At 60.6% G+C, this 17,134-nt stretch carries 14 protein-coding genes; 10 read left to right on the forward strand and 4 right to left on the reverse strand.

Translation table 11 applies throughout. From position 1 onward, the window contains the following. Nucleotides 1-183: 183 nt before the first annotated feature. On the reverse strand, nt 184-1,191 hold the full coding sequence (locus tag ORS3428_RS18595; protein ID WP_071099765.1) for a LysR family transcriptional regulator: 1,008 nt from the start codon (nt 1,189-1,191) through the stop codon (nt 184-186). A gap of 231 nt (nt 1,192-1,422) precedes the next feature. On the opposite strand from ORS3428_RS18595, the gene ORS3428_RS18600 reads away from it, so the two are divergent. The 6 genes from ORS3428_RS18600 (at nt 1,423) to ORS3428_RS18625 (ending at nt 7,143) form a co-directional block, all read left to right on the forward strand. Beyond that, nucleotides 1,423-2,265, forward strand: a complete 843-nt coding sequence (locus ORS3428_RS18600) for a transporter substrate-binding domain-containing protein (protein ID WP_201788330.1) — start codon at nt 1,423-1,425, stop codon at nt 2,263-2,265. Nucleotides 2,266-2,391: 126 nt separating this feature from the next. After that, nucleotides 2,392-3,141, forward strand: a complete 750-nt coding sequence (locus ORS3428_RS18605) for an amino acid ABC transporter permease (RefSeq protein ID WP_071099766.1) — start codon at nt 2,392-2,394, stop codon at nt 3,139-3,141. Nucleotides 3,142-3,155: 14 nt separating this feature from the next. After that, complete coding sequence (locus tag ORS3428_RS18610) at nt 3,156-3,842, forward strand: amino acid ABC transporter permease (RefSeq protein WP_201788331.1); 687 nt, start codon at nt 3,156-3,158, stop codon at nt 3,840-3,842. Nucleotides 3,843-3,851: 9 nt separating this feature from the next. Continuing rightward, on the forward strand, nt 3,852-4,601 hold the full coding sequence (locus tag ORS3428_RS18615) for an amino acid ABC transporter ATP-binding protein (RefSeq protein ID WP_071099767.1): 750 nt from the start codon (nt 3,852-3,854) through the stop codon (nt 4,599-4,601). A gap of 35 nt (nt 4,602-4,636) precedes the next feature. Beyond that, a complete protein-coding gene (locus tag ORS3428_RS18620; protein ID WP_071099768.1) occupies nt 4,637-6,142 on the forward strand; it encodes an aspartate ammonia-lyase in 1,506 nt (501 codons plus the stop codon). Further along, nucleotides 6,139-7,143, forward strand: a complete 1,005-nt coding sequence (locus ORS3428_RS18625; RefSeq protein ID WP_071099769.1) for an asparaginase — start codon at nt 6,139-6,141, stop codon at nt 7,141-7,143. Before ORS3428_RS18620 ends, ORS3428_RS18625 begins: the two co-directional genes overlap by 4 nt. 283 nt (nt 7,144-7,426) lie before the next feature. On the opposite strand, the gene ORS3428_RS18630 is transcribed toward ORS3428_RS18625, so the two are convergent. Together ORS3428_RS18630 and ORS3428_RS31630 are read right to left on the reverse strand one after the other, a co-directional pair. Then, entirely contained in the window at nt 7,427-8,653 is a 1,227-nt protein-coding gene (locus ORS3428_RS18630; RefSeq protein WP_244508029.1) for a tyrosine-type recombinase/integrase, read from the reverse strand. Nucleotides 8,654-8,665: 12 nt separating this feature from the next. Further along, complete coding sequence (locus ORS3428_RS31630) at nt 8,666-8,914, reverse strand: hypothetical protein (protein ID WP_083355207.1); 249 nt, start codon at nt 8,912-8,914, stop codon at nt 8,666-8,668. A 644-nt stretch (nt 8,915-9,558) separates the two neighbouring features. Between ORS3428_RS31630 and ORS3428_RS18635 the strand changes: the two genes are divergently transcribed. Beyond that, the gene (locus ORS3428_RS18635) at nt 9,559-11,763 is read left to right on the forward strand and encodes a CHASE2 domain-containing protein (protein WP_071099770.1); all 2,205 of its coding nucleotides are present in this window, start codon (nt 9,559-9,561) and stop codon (nt 11,761-11,763) included. Nucleotides 11,764-11,936: 173 nt separating this feature from the next. On the opposite strand, the gene ORS3428_RS18640 is transcribed toward ORS3428_RS18635, so the two are convergent. Next, complete coding sequence (locus ORS3428_RS18640; RefSeq protein ID WP_071099771.1) at nt 11,937-12,803, reverse strand: FecR family protein; 867 nt, start codon at nt 12,801-12,803, stop codon at nt 11,937-11,939. A 671-nt stretch (nt 12,804-13,474) separates the two neighbouring features. Between ORS3428_RS18640 and ORS3428_RS18645 the strand changes: the two genes are divergently transcribed. Genes ORS3428_RS18645 through ORS3428_RS18655 form a run of 3 tightly spaced genes read left to right on the forward strand, consistent with a single transcriptional unit; the run spans nt 13,475 to nt 17,128 of the window. Beyond that, a complete protein-coding gene (locus ORS3428_RS18645) occupies nt 13,475-14,689 on the forward strand; it encodes a glycosyltransferase family protein (protein WP_071099772.1) in 1,215 nt (404 codons plus the stop codon). 1 nt (nt 14,690) lies between these two features. After that, complete coding sequence (locus ORS3428_RS18650) at nt 14,691-15,935, forward strand: glycosyltransferase (protein ID WP_071099773.1); 1,245 nt, start codon at nt 14,691-14,693, stop codon at nt 15,933-15,935. Further along, nucleotides 15,932-17,128, forward strand: coding sequence for a glycosyltransferase family protein (locus ORS3428_RS18655; RefSeq protein WP_071099774.1), 1,197 nt, complete (start codon nt 15,932-15,934; stop codon nt 17,126-17,128). Before ORS3428_RS18650 ends, ORS3428_RS18655 begins: the two co-directional genes overlap by 4 nt. The last annotated feature ends 6 nt before the right edge of the window (nt 17,129-17,134 follow it).

The raw sequence follows: 17,134 nt of genomic DNA on the forward strand, positions 1-17,134 counted from the left end.
GTAAAAAATAGATCACGGACGTTTACTAGGGCGTGGACTTATCGATGCCAAGCTTTTTGCAACGTTACTGACCCGCTAGGCTGCATCGAATTCCCAGCATTGACGTAAGCGCCGGCGAGGCGCCTCAGACTTGAACCGTGGTTGGCCGAATGTTTCGAAGAAAACTTCGACTACCTAACCAGATTACTCGAACCTGGCTGGTTCAGGATTGCTGTCGGAGCCTARCATCATCCACTCCACCTTGGAATCGAGCCAGGGAGCCAGCTTGAGAAACCGTGGCAATGCCCTCGCTTTGACAAGGGCTCGGGTGAGATCCGCGATGCGCGGCCCGAGCGTTGCAAACTCCTCGCGGCGGGTAACGAAGGTCAGCTCGCGCGAGAACCCCGGTCCCGGCAACGGCATCACCTCGACGCCGTCGATATAGGCAGCGCCCTGGAGCAGGCAGAGCGGCGTCGTGACGGCGACACCGACGCCAGTCGCCACCATGGCGACGAGCGCATCGGAGGTGTCAAATTCGAGCATGCGCGGCGGCTCCAGGCCGAGCCGACGCAGATGCCGCTCAATTTGCGTGCCGCTATGCGAGCGCGCACTGTGTCGAATAAGCTGATGGCGAGAGAATATTTCGCGCAGGTCGTGGTCCCGGCAATCGGGACCAAGGTTTTTCGGGACTAACAAAAGATAGGGGTCGCGAAACAGCGGATAGCGGATGACGTCGTCGAGGCCTTCCATAGGGTCGGAAGTGACGGCGGCATCGATCGCATGGCGCATCAGCGCCTCGGTATGGGAGAAGGCGAGGCCCGACCATGCGGTCAGCCRCAGGGCGAGCGATCCATCCATCAGTTCCTTGACCAGATAGGCGCCTATCGTTCCTGCAAACGAATCGACCAGACCGAGACGCAAGTCCAGGCGCTCTGGCATCGCCGCCGCCGACCGCACCGCGTCGACTGCCCGGCCAACCCGCTGGAGAACCTCCTGGACCTGGACAGCCAGCACGCGTCCCGCATGGGTCGGAGTCAGCGGCCGGCGGTCACGGTGCAGAAGCTTGGCGCCGATCTCCTTCTCGAGACGGAGCATGGCTTGCGACACCGCGGATTGGGTCAGGCCGAGTCGCGCTCCGGCCGCACTCATGCTGCCGCTTTCAATCGCCACTGCCGCAATTTCAAGCATTCTGAGGTCAATGCCGCCCTTCATCGGAAGCCCTCCATCCATTAATCGAGATCATACAATCCATTAATCTGGATACTTATGCTGAAAAGCAATTGCGGCCAATGGCCCGCGGCGTCATTCATGTCCGTGAAGGCCGCGACCAAGGCAGCAACCGAAAGAGGCCTTCGAGAAACAACAGACAAAAAAGAAAAGCGCCTGCGAAGCCGTCGCTTCGCGGAAGCGAGGGATATTGAACACTCAATGACGGAGATGACGATGAACGCTTTGAAGACTTTCGCAATCGGGCTGGCCCTCGGGCTTGGCGTGGCCGTCGCGCATGCCGAGACGCTCGACTGCGGCGACGATACCTTGTGCAAGATCGAGGCGACGAAGGTACTGAAGGTCGGCACCAAGGACGACTACAAGCCGTGGTCCTACCGGGCGGCCGATGGAAGCTTCGCCGGCATGGAAGTGGACCTCGCTAACGCGCTGGGCCAGCTCCTCGGCGCCAAGGTCGAGATCGTCAAGGTCAACTCGGCCAACCGCTTCGAATTCCTCGCCCAGGGGCAGATCGACATCATGATCGCCTCGGCGACCGATACTGCCGAACGCCGCCAGGTCGTCGGCTTCGTCCATCCGAACTACTATTCGTCGGGCTACAACATCCTGCTGCCGAAGAAAGTGAAGGCGACGAAGTGGGATGAAATGGCCGGCCAGACCATCTGCGCTATCCAGGGCGCCTGGTACAACAAGCCCGCGCAGGAGAAATTCAAGCTCGAATTGCTCGCCTTTGCCGGCACCGCGGAGGTCGAAAGCGCCTTGCAGCAGGGACGCTGCATCGGCGTGCTATCCGATGACAATCTGATCAATGTGCAACTCGCCGATCCGAAATGGGCGGACTATCACATGCCGCTGCCGACCCAGGACGATGCGCCCTGGGGCATCGCCGTCCGCAAGGCCGATCTCGACAAGCCGTGGGGCGTGCTGGTCGCCGGCGCGATCGCCAACTGGCACCGCTCGGGCAAGCTGCTTGAGCTGGAGAAGGCCAATGGCATCGCCGAATCCGCCTATCTGCGCAAGATGCACGAGGCCCTGAAGGATCACCTCGCCACGCAGTGAGCGGCAATTCCTTCAGGCCACGAATGACGTTCCGAAAGTCGCGTCAGTCTCGTCGCTCATGGTTCTGATCGCGCCGGTTCCTCAAGCGGGAACCGGCAACCGGCCACCTCTTCACCGGAGCGGGCAATGCTCGAACTCTTTCGTCAATTCGCACTCGACCTGAAGGCGTCTGGCATCAACCTGACGATCCTCTACGACGCCTTCGATTTTGAGCGCTTCGTGTTAGGGCTCGCCACCACCTGCGCGTTGGTCGTCATCTGCACGTTCTTCAGCATCCTGATCGGCGCCGCCGGTGCCGCCACACTGGGTCTGACCAGGGGACCGGCAGCGATGCTGGTGCGCGCTTATGTGGCGCTCATCCGCAACACGCCACTCCTTGTGCAGATGTACTTCTTCTATTTCGCGGTGGGCAGCYTGATGCCGGTCGGACAGAACGCCATCGGCCTCCCGGTGCCGATGATTGGAAACTTCACCTGGGCGGTGATCGCGCTCTCGCTCTACGCCGGCGCCTTCAACGTCGAGACCTTCCGATCCGGCATCAGTGCCGTGCACGGCTCTTACGAAGAAGCGGCGCTGGCGCTCGGCTACTCGCGCTTCAAAGCATTCCGTTACATCGTCGCGCCGCTCGGATTGCGCTTCTCCTTCGCCTCGCTCGCCAACAATCTGGTCGATCTCACAAAGTCGACGACGGTTGCCTATGCGATCGGCGTCGCGGAACTGCTCTACGTGTCCAACCAGATCTGGTCGGACTCCCTCAACACTTTCGAGATGATGAACGTGATGCTCGCCATCTATCTGGTGCTGACCGGGATCGTGGTGTGGATCATCGGCCGCGTGCAGGCGGCGATGCGCCTGCCCGGCTTCGGCGCGAATTGAACGGAGCGCGCGCTGTGCCCGAGACTTCGATCTTCACCGATGTTTTCCGTTGGCTGCCCTTCGTGCTCTGGGGCTTCGGGCTCAATGTGCTGATGAGCATTCTCGCGATCGCGCTCGGCACGACGGCAGGGGTGTTCCTCGGGCTTGGCCAGGTTTCGCATACCCGCCTGGTCGGCGGCACCTCGCGCCTTGCCACACAGCTGTTCCGCAACGCGCCCTGGCTGGTGTTGCTGTTCTACTGCATCTTCCTGATGCCCTATTCGATCGTGATTTCCGGCTTCACCTACAACGTGCCGAGCTGGCTGCGCGCAACGCTCGGCTTCAGCGTACCGGTAGCGGCGAACTTTTCCGAGATCGTGCGCGGCGCGATCGGCTCTGTCCCGAAGGGGCAATGGGAAGCCGCCGAGGCACTCGGCTATTCCCGATCCGTCACCCTGTTCCRCATAATCCTGCCACAATGCATCACGCGCATGTTGCCGCCGTGGATGAACCTTTATGCGCTGCTCATCACAGCGACGCCGCTGGCCTCGATCGTCGGCGTCGAGGAAGCGCTGGCCCGCACCCAGGCAGCCGTTCAATCGGAAGCGCAGGCTAGCTTCCTGATCCCGATGTACCTCACCCTGCTCGTGATGTTCTTCCTCTACACCTATCCGATTTCCCGCATCAGCAATGCGCTCGAGCGGCGCTTCCGAACCGTCTGAGGAGTTCTCATGCGAACCGCGATTGAAGGTCGAACCCTGGTCTCGCTGAAAGGCGTGCGCAAGGCTTTCGGAAGCTTTGAGGTGTTGCGCGGCGTCGAACTTGGCGTCGCCAAGGGCGAGGTCGCGGCCATCATCGGCCCGTCCGGCTCCGGCAAGTCGACGATCCTTAGGACGATCAACGGCCTGACGCCGGTCGATCACGGTATCATCCAAGTCGGCGACATAACGGTGACCGACCCCAAGGTCGACAAGGTGGCGCTTCGGCATCGCGTCGGCATGGTGTTCCAGCAGTACAATCTGTTTCCGCACAAGACCGTGCTGGAGAACGTCGCCATGGCGCCGATCCAAGTGCTCAGGGAACGGCGCAAGGAAGTCGAGGAACGGGCACGCGACCTTCTTGCTGGGATGCGGCTGCCGGAGAAGGCGCTCTCTTATCCGGGCGAATTGTCGGGCGGTCAGCAGCAGCGCGTGGCGATTGCCCGCGCGCTTTGCATGCAGCCGGAAGTGATCCTGTTCGACGAGGTGACGGCGGCACTCGATCCCGAGATGGTCAAGGAAGTGCTGGGTGCTGTCAGGAAAGTCGCCGAGGACGGCATGACCTGCATCCTGGTCACCCACGAGATGCGGTTTGCGCGCGAGGCAGCCAACCGCATCTATTTCACCGACAAGGGCGTGATCGTCGAACAGGGCGAGCCCAAGGCATTTTTCGCCAACCCTCAGGATTCGCGGACCAAAGAGTTCCTGGACAAGGTYCTCTGACGCGGCGGCCGTCATCCAAACCAAGGAAATTCGACATGAACCAGACTACGCCCCGGTCGGCGGGCATCGCCGGCGAGCGCACCGAGACGGACGCGCTGGGCAGCCGGCGCATCGACAACGCTCACTACTACGGCATCCAGACGGTCCGCGCGCTTGAGAATTTTTCGATCTCGGGCAAGACGATCGCTGACATTCCTGGATTCACCGAGAGCGTCATCCGCATAAAGCAGGCCGCCGCGCTCGCCAATCTGGCGTCTGGCGGGCTGCCCAGGGAGATCGCGGAGGCGATCGTCGCGGCCGGCGAACATTGTCTGGAAAACTTCGAGCCCTCGCAGTTCCGGGTCGATATCTATCACGGCGGTGGCGGCACCGCCGCCAACATGAACGTCAACGAGGTTCTGGCGAACCGGGCCAATGAAGCGCTGACCGGCCGCAAGGGTTACGACCGTGTGCATCCCAATACGGATGTGAACATGGCGCAATCGACCAACGACGTGATTCCGTCGGCGATGAAGCTCGCCGTGCATGGATTGTTGGGCCAGCTCGAGGGCACCGTGTCGATCCTCGTCGAGGCGTTGGCCGCCAAGGAGACGGAGTTCGCCGGTATGATAAAACTATCGCGGACCTGCTTTCAGGACGCGCTGCCGATCACGCTCGGCCAGCAATTGTCGGGCTACCGGCATGCCTTCCTGCGCGCACTGCTCGAGTTGAAGACCATGAAGAAGAAGTGCCTCAGCCTACCTCTCGGCGCGACCGCTGTCGGCACCGAATTCGGGGCGCTCGCCGGCTACAAAACGGCGATTTACGTGGAGCTCAGCCGCATCACAGGACTCRCGTTGGAGCCGGACGAGAACTTCTTCGAYGGACTRCAGAACGCAGACCAATGGATATCGATCTCCGGCGCGCTGAAATCGTTGGCGCTGTCGATGGCAAAAATGTGCACCGACTTGCGACTGATGTCATCGGGCCCGCGCGCCGGCCTTTCCGAGGTCACGCTGCCGGCAGTCCAGCCGGGCTCGTCCATCATGCCAGGCAAGATCAACCCGGTCATTCCGGAGATGGCCATCCAGGTCTATTTCCGTGTCCTCGGCAACGACRCCACCGTCACCCGCGCCTGCGAGGGCGAACTCGACCTCAATGTCTGGGAATCGATCATCCTGAACGCAGTTACCGAGTCGATCGTGCTGCTCGACCGGGCGATCCCCTTACTCGTTTCAAAGTGYATCGACGGGCTCACGGCCAATGAGGCGGAATGCCGGAAGGCTRCGGAGGGGTCGCTGGCATTGTCCAYGGCAATCGCGGCAGTCTTCGACTATCCCAAAGCCGGATCAGTGGCGCGCTTTGCCTCCGAGCGGGGCCTGCTGGTCAAGGATGCGGCGGTCGAGATGGCGCTTCTGTCCCGGCAGGAGGCCGAAGAGCTTTTTGAGGTCTCGCTTTTCGCCGATCCTTTGCGCTATCAAACGGTGATCCAGAAATATCGCCTCCTGGCGCAGAAAGGTGCGCTCGGCAGCCCTTCCGATGGAACTACCGGCAGCACATGACAACAGCAGTCCCCGAGGTGGCATTCATCGGAACCGGCGGGACAATCGCCTCAATCGGCAAGGATGCATTCGATATACTGGATTACGGGAACAACGATCATAGACTTCATGCCGACGATATCATCGCGGCGCTGCCGTCATTGGACACTCTGGCCCGCGTAACGCCGGTTCGCTTCAATACGATCGAGAGCACGGCAGTGACCGCCGGAGACTGGCGGGATCTGGCGCTGCTTTGTGCCAAGCTCGCCGGAGACAAGCCGGAACTCGCCGGCATTGTCATCGGCCACGGTACTGCCACGCTGGAGGAAACCGCCTACTGTCTCTCGCTGACGCTCAAGCTAAAAATTCCTGTGGTCGTTGTTGGGTCGCAACGGCCGCTGAACGGCATTTCGTCGGACGCGCAGGCGAACCTGGTCAATGCGATCAAGGTAGCGGTATCGCCTGATACAAGTGGCCGCGGCGTCCTGGTTGTGCTGAACGACGAAATCCATGCCGCGCGCGACGTTAGCAAGCGGTCGACTTTCCGCTTGCATGCCTTCCAGTCTCCGGATTTCGGCATGCTTGGCCAGGTCGACGGCGAAGCGGTCCGCTACTATCGCCGAACGGAACGATTACACACGCTGGACAGCGAGTTTTCGGATGCCGACATCGCGGCAATGCCACGCGTCGACGTCGCTTACAGTTATGCGGGCTCGGACGGAACAGCGATACGCGCTTTCGCGGCAGCGGGCGCCAAAGGCATCGTGCTCGCCGGCTTCGCGCCGGGTATGGGCACTCCGGAAGAAGTCGCGGCACTCGAAGAGGTGATTTCGAAAGGCGTCGTTGCCTTGCAGTCATCCCGCGTCGGAAGCGGCGGGGCGCTGGACAGCGCCAGGCATCGTTCCATCGGGATATTGGCGGCGGACAACCTTACCCCACAGAAAGCTCGAATTCTGCTTGGTCTCGCGCTGGCAAGAACGAGTGATCTAGGCGAACTGAAGAGAATATTCGAGACCTATTGAATGATGCGCAACAGGTGGAAGCGCCGGCTGTTCACGTAAAGCGGTCGGGTTTCTAGCCTAGCCACTCGAAAGCCGACAGGCGGCTCTCGGCCCCAATTCGGACATCCGCCGATGCACCAAGCAGCGGCAGCTACCGCACCAGTACGCCGCCCGGTCAGGGATGGCTTGGGCGCGCCATCTGCCAGACACCAGCAGGTTCGTCTGAGAATTGGGTTCGAGCGAATGAGCGGCGGAACCATACGGGACGATACGGGAAAGGTCTCGATTTCTGCCCACGAAAAGCTTAAACAAAATCAAAGATTTGAGGTCGTCCTCCGGGCCCACCATTGTCGTTATTTATCAATGCTTTATAGGGTGGTTCGCCACGAGGTTCGCCAACAGGTTCGCCAAGCATCGGCTTGCGCGTGACCAGACGCACGACTCGATCCATCCCCCGCACCGCCAGCCGAACCTGCGACGCCTCGCGCGAATAGAGCTCGGCATGATCGATATCGTCGTGACCGAGTACGTCCATGAGCTGTCTGGTTGAGGCCTCTGCCTCGGCCAGATAAACGCCAAGCGACTTCCGCAGCCCGTGCAAGGTCAGGCCTTTCGGTAGGCCGGCGAACTTGCACCAATGCGCCATCATCCCAGTCAGCGACTTGGCGGAGAGCGGCTCGCCATAGCCGTTGACTAGAACAGTTTCGGCACGCCTGTCGGCCGCATCCAGGATCTCGGACAGCATCGGTGTGATCGGCACGAAAAGCCGCTTGCCGCCCGTTCGTCCCTTGTTCTTGGCCTGAACGATATCAAACCCGTCGAAGCGACGTTCGACGCCATCGATAAAGACGCGGCGCGTGATCCTCTGGTCCCAACGCAGCCCGGCAACGTCGCCACGACGATTGCCAAGCCACAGCGCCAGCCCGTAGCAGGTGCGCGCCGCGGTGCCGAGCGGCCAACGGTTTTCGAATTGCGCCATCGCTTCGCGCGACCAGGCTTTCCAGCCGGTATAAGCGGGCCGCCATTCGACCGCAGCTGTCGGATCGATTTCGAGCCAGTCTTGACGTAGTGCGACATAGACCAGCTTGCGTATGCCTACTAACAGATGCTTGGCCTTATGGGGCGTGGCGATGAAGCGGCCAAGAAGCTCTTCAACGTGGATGCGTCTAAGATTCTTAACTGGTGCGTTGCGCCAGATGAGCGGGTGATCAGGGACCACCCGCAGTTCTAGAAACTCTTCGATCAGCCGCGAGTTCTTGCGCTTGCTTGCCTCATCAAGAGCCAGYCACCTCACAGAAATCTTCAACCGTTGAAAGGCGGCTCCAAACGTGCCGGGCAGGGCAGCTCCGGGCATCTGGACGACGGGGGCCTTGGGGACTTTCCGGCCCTCGACCGCTGCCAGATAAGCCTCCTTGAAACCTGGTTRATTAGGAGCCAGCAGGCTAACCACACGCTCCTTCGTCCGATCGCGCCAGCGACGTTTTCCATGGCGATCGGTGTAGGAGGAGAGGCCGGGATATTTGTCGGTCATGGCAGAATGAATCTATTCCCTGCGACGATTCCCTTGCAACAGGAAGTCGACGATATTCTCTTCATCGTCTCCAGGTAGTTCGGTAAACGCGGCTTCGAGTTTCAGGCGATCCCAGATCACGCGGCTGTCAACCTTCTTCGGCTTTGGCATGCGGCCGTCTGCAACCATTTGGTCAAATTTGGTCAGGCCCACGCCAACATACCGGGCGGCTTCCTCGCGTGAGAGACCCCGGGGAGGGTAGGAGAGGGAGTCGCTTTTCATGACCACGCCCACCTGCAGTGCCCGCGACTTGGCGGGTGGATTTCTGTGCACCGATCAGGATCTAGATCGTGGCAGCGACCTCCGAAGAGAGGTGAGCCGAACTGTGCGGTGAATTGTGGCCGAGGCGTATGAGCGGGATCGTTTGGCCGTCCTTTATGTGGCTTCGGGGGGTAGAGTCGGAGGACCGCTACATCGTGAGACGCACTATCGATGAGGCGCTCTTCCATTTTCGGCGAAGTTCAGCGTGAGCGCAGACGTCGCCAAATCAGACGAGCTGCGTTCTGAAGATAGAGGCATGTGCCCTGCGTGAAAGCCGCAACTTAACGCGCCTTTAAAGGTAAGCGCTTGTTTTCATTGAAAGCCGTTACCGGGCCRTTCGCGCGCATCAACAGACGCGCGTCGGTGAAGCTGCGCGATCAAATCTCAATTGATGCCCTTCGCGCCCGACTGTCGACCGTGTGGAGCTGAGTGAGTTCTTCGTGGCTACGCAAATCGCCAGCGCTGGAGCTGCGCTACTCCGTTGGGYGGTTGGCGATTGCACATTTGCTGGGAACAATGCAGCCTAGCCTTGGGGCTCGAAAAGCTAACTCCAGGAGCGGGGCCATGCACGAAGGATACGAGCCACAGTTACTGGTGCAGAAGTCATGAGACGCGCCCAGTTGGCCGGCGTCATCCTCGGTTTGTCGCTGGTAGCGGTGCTTACCATTGTCAGGGCGAGCGACCCGCAGTTGTTGAGACTCGCCCGCGAAGCGACGTTCGACCAATATCAGAGGCTGGCACCTCGCAGGTTCGAGGCGATGCCCGTCCGCGTGGTCGACATCGACGAGGCCTCATTGCAGCAGTTCGGGCAGTGGCCGTGGCCTAGGGATCGCATGGCGGCTCTGGTCGAAAAACTGACGAAGCTTGGTGCGGCAGTCATCGCATTCGACATCCTTTTCGCCGAGCCGGATCGTCTGTCGCCTCGCAGTGTTGTCCGCGACGTGCCAGGCATCGATCCGGCCCTGCTCGGCCGCCTACCCGACAACGACGAAATTTTCTCCCGATCGATCGCCGGCAAGCCAGTTATCCTGGGTTACGGCATCTCCAACGAAGGGAACTATCGGCCGCAAATCAAGGCTGGCATTGCCTTTACGGGCGAGAGCCCGGTCGCTGCTCCTCCCTATATCAGGGCAGCCACACCGCTGCGGCCGCAGCTTGAGGCCAATGCAGCCGGCATCGGACACATCAGCCTCAATCCGGGCAGATCGACGGCTGTGGTGAGGGCAGCCCCACTCTTTCTGACTGATGGCGAGCAACTTTATCCGGATCTTGCCCTCGAAGCCATAAGGGTTGCGCAGGGCGCCTCCACCTACCTCATTGCCGGCGTGCCGGATCGGCGGGGCATAATGACCTCCGTCAAGATCGGCGACTTCGTTATCCCGGTGACCTCGGCCGGTGAACTCTGGCTCTATGTCAGTCCCGACAGGGCGGAACGGTATGTTTCGGCGAAGGACGTGCTCGCACCCAGCGGCGTCTCGCCCGAAACAAGAGCCGCGATCGAGGGCAGCATCGCGTTTGTCGGCACTTCGGCCGCCGGGCTGCAGGATATTCGTGTCACGGCACTTGGTGAGAACGTGCCCGGCGTCTCGATCCACGCGCAGATCGTTGAACAGATACTGTCCGGCCACTATCTGTCGCGGCCCGATTGGGCAAACGGGCTAGAAATCGCGTCTTTCGCGATGCTGGGCAGCCTTCTGGTGATTCTCACGATTTTCGTAAGCCCCGCGATTGCCCTCGCCTGCGGCCTGGCGATCACGGGCCTGGCGCTCGTCGCATCATGGCTTGCCTTTTCGCTTGCGGGACTGCTGTTCGACCCGTTTGCGCCGATTCTCATGGGCACGATCACGCATTTCGCGACAACCTCTTTCCGCTTCCTGGTGACTGATCGGGAGCGGCGCGCGATCCGGCGGGCCTTCGGCCAATATTTGTCGCCATCGCTTCTCTACCGCATCGAACACACGCGCAACGCGCTTCGTCTTGGCGGAGACGACCGAGAGCTGACCGTGATGTTTGTCGATGTGCGAAACTTCACCGAGATCAGCGAAAGACTGCCGCCTACCGCTGTCGTGYGGTTTCTGAACACGCTTCTCGACGCGCTTAGCCGTCATGTCACCGCCAATGAAGRCACACTCGACAAGTTCATCGGCGATTCGATCATGGCCTTTTGGAATGCCCCGCTCGATGTCACCGATCATCCTGCCAAGGCCGTACGCGCGGCATTGGCCATGCGCGAGACGATTGCTCGCCTCAACGAAAGCGATGCGTTCGGATTCGGGGCCGGGCAGACGGTTCGCATCGGTATCGGTATCCATACCGGCGTCGCCTGCGTCGGAAACATGGGTGCGGAGTCGCGATTCAACTATTCGGCCGTTGGCGACGCGGTGAACATCGCAGCGCGTATAGAGACAGCGTGCAAGGCGGTTAGTTTCGATATCCTCGCGTCCGACGACACAGTACGATCGTTGGCAGACTGGGCCTTGCTCGACGCGGGATCGCTGGAACTCAAGGGAAAGAGCGCGAGGACGAGAATCAATGCCGTCGTCGGCGATGAAAATGTTGCGTCGTCRCCGGATTTTGCGGAATTGCGGCTTCTCCACGRCAAGCTCGTCGAGGCGTTRCAATCGCGCTTGCCAAGCACCCGAAAGATCATCGYGGYGGCCAAAGCCAAGGCCGCAGGCCTGCCGGCAGGCTTGCAGGACTTCTACGGCCGGATAGCTCGTAGATCGGACGATTTTGTTGCCAAACGGGCGGGAGCGGCGGTGGAAGTGAATGCCGGCTATGCGGAGCGACAATTCGGCTCCGGTTCCTGACCTGCATTCATACAGGGCAGTCGACTGCCCGAATCACTGCTGTTCAAGGGCAATGATTTCGTCCATCCCGACGTAGAAGCGAATTAGCCCCAACCGGCCTGCGAAGTCGAATACCCGATGCGCCAAGAAAAGAGCGGCTATCTGCTGCTCCTGCCGCTGCCACAAACCTTGCCCTATCCTTTGCTAGGGCCATTGGATTTTCCGGGATTACTGCGATCGTGCTTACCCGGATCATTGCCGTGGCCGTTGTTGCCGTCATCCATATCGCCCTGGGATGGCGGGCTCGGCGGATTGGGCGTGCCCGGACTGGGTGGACTGGGCGCCGGTGAGTTGCGCTGCTGCGGCCGCGCCRTATGCTCCTGCTGAATGGCAGCCGTAAGCCCGCAGCCGATTGCGTCAAAGCCTCCCGAAAGCTGCWGATTGCCGGTCAGAAACGGCAATGCCCGCGGGGTGYCGAGTGTGGTGAGCACAGATCGATTGACCTTGGTAACGTTGGTCATTGCGCCTGATGGCGTCGCGACCACACAATCGCAGCGCCGCTTCAGTTCCCTGCATCCGCCGCCGCTGCAGAATCGGGCCGACCCTCTCAGCAGCACGACCGCAGTTTTGCCGCTGGGCGCGATGTGGACATCGAATGCTGTTCCCCGCACACCTATCGTGCCGGCTGGCGTCACGATCTGGTAGGCCGACGAAGGYGAGCTTCCGCTTATCCAGCGAAACGTTCCCTTGGCAGCGCGGATGGTAAGGTTCTTCACCGAATTCTCATCGTTGAAGACGTACYTGTCGATAACGACGGAAGAACCCCACCCTACCGCCAGCTTGGAGCCATCCAGGAAGACGAATTGGCCAAGGCCGGTATTGGATGTTCTTATACGTTCGTCCCGATGAACGGGTGCGCTGACCACCAGCGGCCCGGTTGCGCCGGTAACGGCAGTCTTGATCAAGACTGCCTGGCCCACTGCTTCAGCGGCTATGGTCGGCGTCGCGTTGTTGAGAGTTGCGGCAAGCGCGGCAATAGCAGCCCACCTCAACGACGGCATAGCATCCTCCTGAAAATGCCTTTATTAGCACATGCTTGAAAGGCTGTCCCTTCGGAGGCATACCTCAATTTGAGTAGAACATAGCTCTTCGCTCAGGCGACGCGCGAAGGCACAATCGTCGACGGTAAGTTCTGCGCTTGGRCCACGCGGGTTGACCCCTCGCGCATCGAGTCGGAGGTGGGATACCGTCAATACATTGCTGTTACTGAATTCGTCTGCTGAGGGACAAGGTGATGATTTGCGTGGCCGATGCAAGAGCGCCAGCACCTGAGGGCATCGATAGTGGTTCGTCTCGGAGCGCTGTCTTCGAGATTTTCAGCCCGTTCTTGGGCGRCTTAGCCGCGTCGGCCATGGGGCCGGAGCGCCATCGGCCTGGCTGCATTCGGAAAGCAAGAACTTCGGCCAGCCCGCGATCTGTCTGGAGACAAGTGCATTTATGCGCCGTGATCCATGTACAGCGCACGAGTCCGACGAGACCCATGCGCTGGGCGTCGCATCTGATGGGCATGGCAGCTGAGCAGGCGCAGCTCAGCATATGGACCCTCTTGGGTAATACAATTGAAAAGATTGCTCCCTCATGTTTCAAAACAGGTCGATAGACCTGCGAGAGTGGCTTCGAATACTGCGGGCGCCCACGGTCTTCAAGGCGAAGTTCTGAAAGACGTTCAACGATGACCCAGCACGTACAGAACGCTCGAATTCTCATGTACAGCCACGACACGTTCGGRCTCGGCYACTTGCAGYGCTGCCGGACAATCGCGCATTCGCTGGTCGAGGATTTCCACGGACTYCAGGTGCTTATCATTTCGGGTGCGCCCATCGCCGGTGCCTTCGACTACCGCGCCCGCGTCGACTTCGTGAAGATCCCCAGCGTCATCAAGCTGCGCAACGGCGAATACACCTCGCTGGAAAAGGATATCGATCTGCATGAGACGCTAAGAATGCGCCAGTCGATCATTCGCCACACAGCCGAGAGTTTCCGGCCGGATATCTTCATCGTCGACAAGGAACCGCTCGGCCTGCGCGGTGAGATCGAGGACACGCTGTCCTACCTCAAGACGCGAGGCACCACGCTCGTGCTTGGCCTGCGCGAGGTGATGGACGCGCCTCAACTGCTCGAAGCAGAGTGGGCATTGAGGGATGTGATGCGCAAGATAGGCCTGTTCTACGACAAGGTCTGGGCCTATGGTCCGCCGGATTTTTACGATCCGTTGACCGGCTTGGATGTGCTGCCGGCTGTCRGGGCAAAGATAAAGTTCGTCGGTTTCCTGCAACGGAGCCTACCGCAGAACGAGTTGCCYGGCCATCGGCCTGAGGGCGACTATATCCTCGTTACCACAGGTGGCGGCGGTGATGGCGCCGAACTGATCCACAATGTCATCGACGCTTATCAGCAGGACACGCAATTGCAACATAGGGCGCTGATCGTACTTGGGCCTTACATGCCGGCGCGTAAGCGCAACAAGCTGCGCAAGAAGGGGGCCAAAATCCCCTATATCAAGATCATCGACTTCGACAACCGCATGGAAGAGCTGATTGCCGGCGCCAGGGCGGTAGTGGCGATGGGCGGTTACAACACCTATTGCGAGATACTGTCGTTCGACAAGCCGGCGCTGATCGTGCCGCGCGTCGAGCCCCGCCAGGAACAACTGATCCGAGCACGACGCGCAGCCGAACTGGGCCTCATCGAGATGCTTTTGCCGGAGGAAGCCGAGGATTCCCGGCGGTTTGCCGATGCACTGAAGGTGCTGCCGGATCGGCCCCGCCCATCGCAGAGCAATCCGCACCTGACGCTGGAAGGGCTGCCTCATATTTCCGCAATCGTGGYAGAACTGCTCGACCGGCGGGCCGGCCATCACCTTTCGGTCATTGAAGGCATGAACTGAGTTGCAGCGTCGCAAGATCGTCGTGGTTCTGAAGGGCTATCCGCGGCTGTCGGAAACCTTCATCGCGCAGGAACTGCTTGGGCTGGAGCGTGCGGGGTTCGAACTGATACTCGTCGCGCTCAGGCGGCCGACCGACGCAAAACGCCATCCGGTGCATAACGAGATCAAAGCGCCCGTCCATTATCTGCCGGAATATCTGCATGAAGAACCACTGCGCGTGCTTCGCTCGCTGTTTGCTTGTCTGYTGCGGCCGGGCTTCTGGCGCGCGCTCGGATCGCTGGCCACCGATATCCCCCGCGACTTTACGCGCAATCGCGCGCGCCGCTTCGGGCAAGCGCTCGTGCTGGCRGCCGAATGGCCGAAAGACGCGGGCTGGCTGTATGCACATTTCGCGCACACACCGGCATCGGTGGCGCGCTATGCCAGCCAGCTTCGTGGCCTGCCTTGGAGCTGCTCGGCCCATGCCAAGGACATCTGGACTTCGGCGGACTGGGATCTGGCTGGAAAGCTTTCCTCGGCGCGCTGGACGGTCACTTGCACGAAAACCGGCTTCGACCGTCTGAAAAAACTCGCCAACGGCAACTCGTCAGTGCATCTGAGCTATCATGGGCTCGACCTCAATCGCTTCGGCAGTTTTGGCGAAGCGCGGAAACAGCATGACGGCTCGGGGCCGGACGAACCGGTTATCGTTCTGAGTGTCGGGCGCGCCGTTGAAAAGAAGGGTTACGATATCTTGCTGGAGGCTCTTGCCCTCTTGCCTGGTGATTTGGCGTGGCGTTTCGAGCATATCGGCGGCGGCGAGGAACTGGAACGGTTCAAGGCGCTGGCGCAAAAGCTCGGCCTGGATGGTCGCGTCTCCTGGAAAGGCGCGCTTGCGCAGGAGGAGGTGCTTGAGCACTACCGCAGCGCCGACATCTTCGCCCTGGCCTGCAGGATCACCGCAAATGGCGATCGGGACGGTCTGCCGAATGTTCTGGTGGAGGYGGCTAGCCAAGGGCTTGCCTGCGTGTCGACCGATATTTCCGGCGTGCCGGAGCTTTTATCGCCGGATGAAACCGGGCTGCTGGTCCCGACGGAAAACCCAATTGCCCTGGCACAGGCGCTGGAGCGCCTGATCCGTGATCCCGTGCTGCGCGCCCGCCTCGGCGACGCCGCAGAGCGGCGCGTGCGCGGCAATTTCGATCATATGGCAAGCATTGGACAGCTCAAGGAACTGTTCGAGCGGGAGTGGCGGGCCGGCGAATGAAGCGGCTGCGCGCTTTCTTCTATGTCCAGCATCTCCTCGGTATCGGCCATCTCGCGCGCGCCAGCCGCATTGCGGCGGCTCTGGTCGATGACGGGTTTGATGTAACCGTGGTGACCGGCGGAGCGCCGATCGCGGGGTTTCCAGGACTGGGTGTAAAWTCTGTAGCCCTGCCACCCGTCACCTCCGGTGATGAAGGATTTTCCGGACTTGTCGATCTGCGGGGCCAACCCATCGACGATGCTTTCAAGAAATACCGTTCAGAAATGCTGCTGCAGGCATTCAGGGATTGTAGRCCCGATATCGTGATCGTCGAGGCGTTTCCATTTGGACGCAGGCAGATGCGTTTCGAACTCTTGCCACTGATAGAGGCCATCGACGCGACGTCACCCAGACCGCTGCTGGCGACGTCCGTGCGTGATATCCTTCAGGAGCGCGTCAAGCCGGGCCGAAACGAGGAAACGGTAGATCTCATCAACAGGCATTTCGACCTGGTCATGGTCCACGGTGATCCGGCTTTCGCGACGATCGACAAGACATTTCCACTGGCTGGGGCCATCAGGGCCGAGGTTGCCTACACAGGGCTCGTTGCCGCGCCGCCATCGCCCGCAGCTTCCGAACGCTTCGACGTTCTGGTGTCGGTTGGCGGCGGGGCTGCTGGAAAGAGCCTTGTCAGTGCCACTATTGCAGCGGCGCGGAATGCCAACAGCGCCTGGAAATGGTGTTTGATCACCGGTCCAAACCTGCCGAAAAACGAGTTTGACGCGATCGCACGCGATGCCACGCCGGCCCTGTCCATCTTCCGGTTCCGCGAGGATTTCGCCAGCCTGCTGACCGGCGCCCGCCTGTCAGTTTCGCAGGCGGGTTACAACACGGTCTGCGACGTCCTGRGCGCGGGTTGTCGCTCCCTGCTCGTCCCATTTGCAGCCGGCGCGGAAACCGAACAGACGGTTCGCGCGCTGATGCTCGAAGAACTCGGTCTTGCAACAGTGCTGAAGGAAAAGGACCTAACGCCCGAAGGTTTGGCGCAAGCGATCGAACAGGCGCTTGTAGGACCGACGCCATCCGCGCATCGTCTCGACCTGGAAGGCGCGCGTCGATCGGCGCAAATCCTGCGCGAGCGATATCGAGCATGGTCCCTAAAAGTGGGCCCGGTTTTCGGAAAAGTTCATGATCAGACAGACGATAGATGCTAACGCGCG

The organism is Mesorhizobium sp. ORS 3428 (assembly GCF_001854785.1).
GTDB lineage: Bacteria > Pseudomonadota > Alphaproteobacteria > Rhizobiales > Rhizobiaceae > Mesorhizobium.